This window comes from Kitasatospora sp. NPDC003701 (assembly GCF_053587085.1).
The window spans coordinates 63,844-70,500 of the sequence record NZ_JBSFNM010000028.1 but is presented as its reverse complement, the minus strand read 5'-3'; the positions used below and the strand labels follow the sequence as shown (position 1 = coordinate 70,500).

At 71.6% G+C, this 6,657-nt stretch carries 5 protein-coding genes; 1 reads left to right on the top strand and 4 read right to left on the bottom strand.

Going from position 1 to position 6,657, the window contains the following annotated elements; translation table 11 throughout:
* Window positions 1-22: 22 nt before the first annotated feature.
* The 3 genes from ACWDRR_RS24935 to ACWDRR_RS24925 form a co-directional block, all read right to left on the bottom strand.
* Entirely contained in the window at window positions 23-1,216 is a 1,194-nt protein-coding gene (locus ACWDRR_RS24935; RefSeq protein WP_449774425.1) for a cytochrome P450, read from the bottom strand.
* Window positions 1,217-1,408: 192 nt separating this feature from the next.
* Window positions 1,409-2,041, bottom strand: a complete 633-nt coding sequence (locus tag ACWDRR_RS24930; protein WP_449774424.1) for an FMN-dependent NADH-azoreductase — start codon at window positions 2,039-2,041, stop codon at window positions 1,409-1,411.
* Between the two features lie 247 nt (window positions 2,042-2,288).
* Window positions 2,289-3,509, bottom strand: coding sequence for a response regulator transcription factor (locus ACWDRR_RS24925; RefSeq protein ID WP_449774423.1), 1,221 nt, complete (start codon window positions 3,507-3,509; stop codon window positions 2,289-2,291).
* A 1,414-nt stretch (window positions 3,510-4,923) separates the two neighbouring features.
* Here ACWDRR_RS24925 and ACWDRR_RS24920 point away from each other — a divergent pair.
* Window positions 4,924-5,433, top strand: a complete 510-nt coding sequence (locus tag ACWDRR_RS24920) for a GNAT family N-acetyltransferase (RefSeq protein WP_449774422.1) — start codon at window positions 4,924-4,926, stop codon at window positions 5,431-5,433.
* Window positions 5,434-5,551: 118 nt separating this feature from the next.
* Here the strand turns inward: ACWDRR_RS24920 and galE are convergent, their stop codons facing one another.
* Window positions 5,552-6,568: a UDP-glucose 4-epimerase GalE gene (gene galE, locus ACWDRR_RS24915; RefSeq protein ID WP_449774421.1), complete on the bottom strand. Its 1,017-nt coding sequence runs from the start codon at window positions 6,566-6,568 to the stop codon at window positions 5,552-5,554.
* Window positions 6,569-6,657: the final 89 nt, after the last annotated feature.

Sequence of the window (6,657 nt, the reverse complement as noted above, 5' to 3'; positions counted from 1 at the left end):
ACTCCTTCCGGAGAGCAGGGAGTTACCAGGAAACGGGCAGAGACTTCACAGCGAAGACGGACCCGTGGGTCCGCAGCGGGACGTCGTCCGCCGGCACCGCCAGGCGCAGGTCGGGGAAGGCCTCCAGCAGCGCGCGCAGACCGACCTTCAGCTGCAGGCGGGCCAGGTTCTGGCCGATGCACTGGTGGACGCCGTAGCCGAAGGCCACGTGACCCGCGGTGTCCCGGTCCAGGTCGAGCTCGGCGGGGCAGCCGAACTTCGCCGGGTCCCGGTTGGCGGCCGGCAGCGACACGGTGACCGTCTCGCCCTTCTTCACCGTGTGGCCGCCGAGTTCGAGGTCCTCCAGGGCGGTCCGGAAGATCTCGTACTGGTTGACGGTGATGTAGCGGAGGATCTCCTCCACCGCGTCGTCGAGCTTCGAGGGGTCCGCCCGCAGCGCGGCCAGCTGCTCGGTGTGGTGCAGCAGCGCGAACACGCCGACCGCCAGCGCGCCCTCCGTGGTCTCGTAACCGGCGAACAGCAGCAGGGCGGTGATGTTGCCCAGCTCCTCGTCGGTCAGCTCCCCGGAGGCGATGAGCCGGCTCAGGATGTCGTCGCCGGGCTCCTCCTTCTTGCGCGCGATGGTCTCCTGGATGAAGGCGCCCACCTGGGCGAACGCGGCCATCGACTCCTGCGCGTCGCCGAACGGGTTGTTCATGACCGCCGGCGCCTCGGCGTAGCGGTCCCGCTCGCTGTAGGGCAGGCCGATCAGGTCGGACAGCACCCGCAGGACCAGCGGGTTGACGAAGGTCTCCAGCAGGTCGGCGGAGTCACCGTGCTCGCGCACCACCTTGATCTGCTCGGCGGCCACCGCCTCGACCTCCGGCGCCAGCTGGCTGATCCGGCGGCCGGTGAACTCGCGCGTCAGCAGGCGGCGGAAGCGGGTCTGCTCCGGCGGGTCCATGTGGATGAACATCCCCGGCATGGCCGGGAACTGCGGGACCGGGCCGCCGTACTTGGTGACCGGGAAGTGCCCGATCTCCAGGTTGTGGCTGAACTTCGGGTCGCTCAGGACCTGCCGGGCGAGCTCGTGACTGGTGGCGATCCACCCGACGTGTCCGTCGGGGTACACCATCCGCGCCAGCGGGCGCTCCTTCCGCAGCTCGTCGAAAATCGCCGGAGGGTCGAACTTGTCAGTCCGCGCCCAGGCATCCTCGTAAGAGATCGCCTCGCTCATGACGCACCTTCTCCGTTTCGGGTCGAAAATATCCCTGCGCACGAAAACGGCGGCCCCGCCGGTTCGGTGCGAAGCCGGTTCCCGGTGATTCTCCGGGCCCGCGCGGATGTGCGGGCCCGGCGAATCGCCCGGGCGAATTCGGCAAAAGCCCGCCCGCGACGTGCCCGCCGGCCACGAATGGCAGCAGTGAAATCAGAGAGCCAGCTTCTTGAGCGTCTCGTTGGCGTTCGCCAGGGACTGCTCGCCCAGCGGCTTGAGCGCCGCCATGGCCGGCACGATCGCCGCGAGCGTCAGCTCCGCGTGCACGAACTTCAGGTTGTCCGCGAGACCGATCGAGCTCAGCACGGCGCGCAGGTAGGGCTCCTGGTGGTCCCAGCCCTCCCGCGGGGTCCCCGGCGCGTAGGAGCCGCCGCGGGCGGTGACCACGATGACCGTCTTACCGCTCAGCGGGCCCGACTCGGCACCCGGGGGCACCATGTGGGCCGGGCTGACCAGGAGGTCGATCCACGACTTGATCGTCGACGGGACGGCGTAGTTGTACATCGGCACGCCCAGCACGATGGTGCTCGCCTCACGGACCTCGGCCACCACCGCCTCGGTGAGCGCCTTCTCCTCCGGCGTCAGCCCGTGGTCACGGCTGGGGTCCAGGAGGGACTCGCGCACCGCGTGGGTGATGTGCGGGACCGGCTGGGCGCCGAGGTCGCGGTAGGTGTAGCCGTCGCCGGGGTGGTTCTGCCGCCACTGCGTGGCGAAATACGACGACAGCTGCCTCGTCGTGGAGCCGGTTGCGCGGATGCTCGAATCAATGTGGAGAAGAGAAGACACAAAAGGCCCCTGGATTGTCCTGAGCGATTCACCGAGAACTGCTTTTCCAACTCTCTTCGAGTCTAAGGAGAACCGCCCCGGAGGGGCATCCCTCAGTCTGGTAGCCCGGGTGGCCACCGGCCCCGCGAGGAGCCGCACGGCCGGCCCGCGCGCCGGTCCCGGCGGTCCGAACGACGCATCGCGAAAGCCCTACCGGAAGGGTGGGTTCCGCGAACGTCCGCGAACCGTCCGCACCGGCGCGCGGACCTCACACGGCCAGCCGGCCGGCCGGAGCCTCGGTCACGAATGCGGACTCGGCGCCCAATTCGGTCGTCCGCTCCTCCACGAGCCGGTTCCAGGTGCCCGCCAGCTCGACCCGGGAGGCGACGTCGAGCTTGCGGAAGATCTTCTTGAGGTGGAAGGCCACGGTGTGCGGCGACATGAAGAGCTGCCGGCCGACCCGCCCGTTGGTGAGACCCTGGCTCACCAGCTCGGCCACCGCGTACTCGGTGTCGGTCAACTGACTGACCTTCACCCTGGTCCGGCCCGGGCGGCGCGAGAACTGCCCGCTGTTGCCCTCGATCTCCCTCAGCTTGCTGCGCACCCGCAACGCGTCCCGGGACGCACCGACGGCCAGGTAGTCGTCCGCCGCCCGCTTCAGCAGCTCGACGGCCCGCTCCTGCTCCGAACGGTGGGCGAACCGCACCGCGCTCGCGTCCTCCAGCGCGGAGGCCTGCGCCCAGCGGTCCAGGTGCAGGCCGGACGCCCGCTCCAGGGCCGACGCGTTCCGCTCGAACAGGCCGATGGCGTGCGCGGACGCCGCCTGGACGGTGCGGAAGCTGGGGTTGCGCGCCGCGAGTTCATTGACCTGGGTGACCACCCGGACGGCGATCTCGTCGTCCCCCAGCCGCTGGGCGGCCCGGACCAGCCAGGCGGCCGCGGCCGGCTGCGAGACCAGCAACTCCCGCGCCAGTGCGCCGTCGTGCACCAGGCCCTTCAGGAGGTGGGCGATGCTCTCCGTGCCGTCCCGGGCCTCCAGCACCTGCGCGACGGCCCAGGCGCACTGCCCGGCCATCAGATTCGCGTGCCCGAGCAGGGCGTGGTCCCGCAGCCGGTTGGCGTACTGGAGGGCCGCGGTGAGGTCCAGCCGCCGGGTCGTGCTGACGGCCATCACGAGGAACCCGCTCGGGGTCAGCGACCGGTTGCCGGCCTGCTGCGCCAGCCGGAGACCGGCCTCCGCCGACGCGACCGCCCCGTCCAGGTCGCCCTTGGCCAGGTCGAGCTCCGCCCCGCACAACAAATAGGCGGCGCGCTTCTCAACTTGGTTCGAACCGTGGACAGGTGACGTGTCGTCGGCGAGCATGTTGGTGGCCGCCCCCAGACCGCGGACGCGGGTCAGCAGCGTCGCGTGCCAGATTCTCGCCTTCAGCGCGCATGCGCCCGGCGCTCCGGCCCGCGCCCGGCCCGTGGCCGCGGCAGCCAGATCCATGCTCCTACCGAGCTGGCCGTCGAGCCACGACTGCGCGGAACGAGCCGCCAGCTGGACGACTTCGTCGGATAACTGCAGGGAAGGACCGGGCGTCGTGGAAGTCCGAATTGACACTGTATCCTCCGACTCGGAACCGGCGCCGCCCTGAACTGTCCGACTGCTCGGCGGACATCGTCGGGCGCCACTCGATTCGGCATGGGAATGTGGGGGCCTGCAACACGATCGTGCCGGTGGAACCTGGTCGATCCCGGTCGGGCGGCGGTCCGGCGGTCCCCGGTGGCAGGCCGAGGAGCCCACCGCACCCGGGCCCCGGCGGCCGGGGCGCGGTCCGCCGAACGGAGCCACCGGTCCCGGAGGACCGCCAGGTCGGGACATCGTTCGGCAGCCCCCTTCCACGGAGCCGGCGTTCGGCTCCAGGAAGACCTGCCGGTGCCGCCTGGGGCGCTGACGCGAGATTGACCACTGCGGGACGGAGCGCCGACCGCCGAGCGCGTGACGACACCCGGACGACGAGCCCGAAGAGCCCGAGCCGGTCACGGTACGACTGGTGTGACCACGGCTTCGAAAGGGCCCTGAACGGTCACCCGCCCGTCGGACCGGGTCCGCGGGGGGAGACGAAGAAGAGGGGGCGCAGCGACCGGGCCGTAGCCGGTCACCCGCGGACAGTAGGGCAGCGAGCACCATCCGATCTGTAAGAGGCTTTCCCCGCAGGTACCTTGAGGTGCCGCCGCGCGACCGGGACTGCGGCAGCGCCCCCGGTCGCCCCGACGGGCGAAGGCGGTGCCCCGCCGGCGGTCCCCCACGAGCATGCCCAGAACACCGAGGCGTTGGAAAGGCCCGGCCACATCGTGGAACAGACCGTCTCGCCGCCGCACCTGTTCAGACATGTCGCGCCCCACGACAAGCAGTGACTCGATCCGCACGACGCATCTCATCCCCCTCGGCCCGCAGCCTCACCCGCTGTGCGACACCCCAGAACGAGCCCGACCACGCCCGCGGTGCGGGCCGTCGCCCCCCGCCCCCGCGGGAAGGACGCACGCGGACGCGCCCAAATCTGGCCTGTCCATGCCGATTCAGACTCTACGTCATGTCGAACACGATCGGGTGATGATCGTGATCAATCCGGTGACCGGAGTGACGACCCGAACACCCTGATCCGTGCGGTGCGCGCGGGCCGGCCGACCGGTCGGGGCCGGGCCGAAAGCCGGCCCGGGACAGCCCGGACCGGCCGAACGGCTCAGCCCGTCACGGCGGGTCCGGCCACCACCGCACGGTGATCCGTACCCGGCACCCGGTGTTCGAACACCGCGACCTCGGTCAAAGCTTGTCCAGGGCGAGGACGGCCGATCCGGATCACCGGCGGCGGGCGGGAGAAGTCCGCACGACGCCACCGGCCGCGCCGGAGAATGGCCCGATGACCCTCCGGATCGACGTACCCCACCCCGACGACGCCGCACCCGTGGGCCGGACGCAGCTGACCGCCTGGCTCCAGACCTACCCCGACGAGGCGGCGGGGATCGACGAGGCGTGGATCCGTGAGCACCGCGGGTCCACGGCGACCGCGGAGGGCGTCGCCCGGTGGCGGGAGTTCATCGAGGACGCCCTGCGGCAGCCGGATCTGCTGTTCTGCCGTGTCGTCCGCTCCGGGCCGGAGATCGTCGGCTTCCTCTGCGGGCGGCGGGACGAGGCGGTCACCCTCGGGCCGATGTACCTGCTGGCGCAGGCCCAGGGGCAGGGCGTCGGCGGCCGGCTGATGGGCGACTTCCTGAGCTGGGCGCAGGACGCCCCCGTCCGCCTCTGGGTGACCGAGTACAACGCCGGGGCGATCCGCTTCTACGAGCGGTACGGGTTCAGGACCACCGGGGAGCGGGAGCTCTGGCGGGGCAGGCTGCCCAATGTGCGGATGGCCCGCACCGGGGGCTGACCCCCGGCCGGCCCGTCGGTGGTCGCAGCAGCACGACCGGGCCCGCGCGGGGTGCGCGCGGGCCCGGTCGATGGGGCCCTCGAAGCGGGGGCCTGGGGGCGGGGGCGTTGAGGCGGGGTCAGGCCGAGGCGAGGTGGGCGGTCCACTTGGCGCGCCAGGCGAGGGCGTCGGCGACGGCCTCCTCGATCGTGCGCCGGGCGGTCCAGCCGAGCAGTTCGCGGGCGGTGTCGACGGCGGCGTAGCAGCCGATCACGTCGCCGGGGCGGGGGTCCGCCTCCCGGACGTCGAGCTCGGCGCCGACGGCCGCCTCGAAGGCCGCGATCAGCTCACGGACGGTGGTGCCCTCGCCGGTACCGATGTTGATCACCCGGTAGCGGTCGTCGGCCGCGGGCTCGACGACCTCGTCGAACCGGGTGAGCGCGGCGACGTGGGCCTCGGCGACGTCCTGCACGTGGATGTAGTCCCGGATGCCGGATCCGTCCCGGGTCGCCCAGTCCACACCGGTGACGGTGAACGGCACGCCGTCGGCGTGGGCCTCGATCAGCTTGCCCAGGGCGTGGGTCGGGTTGAGGTCCTGCAGCCCGGTGCGCAGCCGCGGGTCGGCGCCGACGGGGTTGAAGTAGCGCAGCGCGATCACGCGGACGTCCTCGGCGCCGTCGCCCCGGGTCCAGTCCTGGAGGACCTGTTCCATCAGCTGCTTGGTCCGCGCGTACGGGCTGTTGGCGGCGACCGGGCAGCTCTCGTCGACCCGGGCGTCCGGGGTGGGCGCGTAGATGGAGCCGGAGCTGCTGAAGACGACCCGGGTGCAGCCGTTGCGCTGGAGGCCCTCCAGCAGCTCGACGGTCTTGGCGACGTTCTCCCGGTAGTAGTACAGCGGCCTGGCCACGGACTCGGGCACGACGATCCGCGCGGCGCAGTGCAGGGTGGCGGCGATGTCGGGGTGCTCGGCGAAGATGCGGTCCAGCAGGGCGGCGTCGGCGATGTCGCCCCGGTAGAAGACGCGGCCCTCGACGAACTCCGGCCGGCCCTTGGAGAGGTCGTCGAGGACGACGGGCGTGATGCCCTGGTCGAGCAGCGCGGAGGCGACGGTGCTGCCGATGTATCCCGCGCCACCGGTGATCAGGACCTTCTTCATACGCGGGTGCTCCCCTGCTCTCGTCGGACGCCCCGATGGCCTCCGGTGAATGGGGGGACGGCGTGAGCGGAGGCAACGGTTCCACCGAC

Bases quoted from the DNA above. Each gene is read 5' to 3' on its own strand.
- ACWDRR_RS24935 (WP_449774425.1), bottom strand. From the start codon at position 1,216: ATGAGCGAGGCGATCTCTTACGAGGATGCCTGGGCGCGGACTGACAAG.
- ACWDRR_RS24925 (WP_449774423.1), bottom strand. From the start codon at position 3,509: ATGGATCTGGCTGCCGCGGCCACGGGCCGGGCGCGGGCCGGAGCGCCG.
- ACWDRR_RS24920 (WP_449774422.1), top strand. From the start codon at position 4,924: ATGACCCTCCGGATCGACGTACCCCACCCCGACGACGCCGCACCCGTG.
- galE (WP_449774421.1), bottom strand. From the start codon at position 6,568: ATGAAGAAGGTCCTGATCACCGGTGGCGCGGGATACATCGGCAGCACC.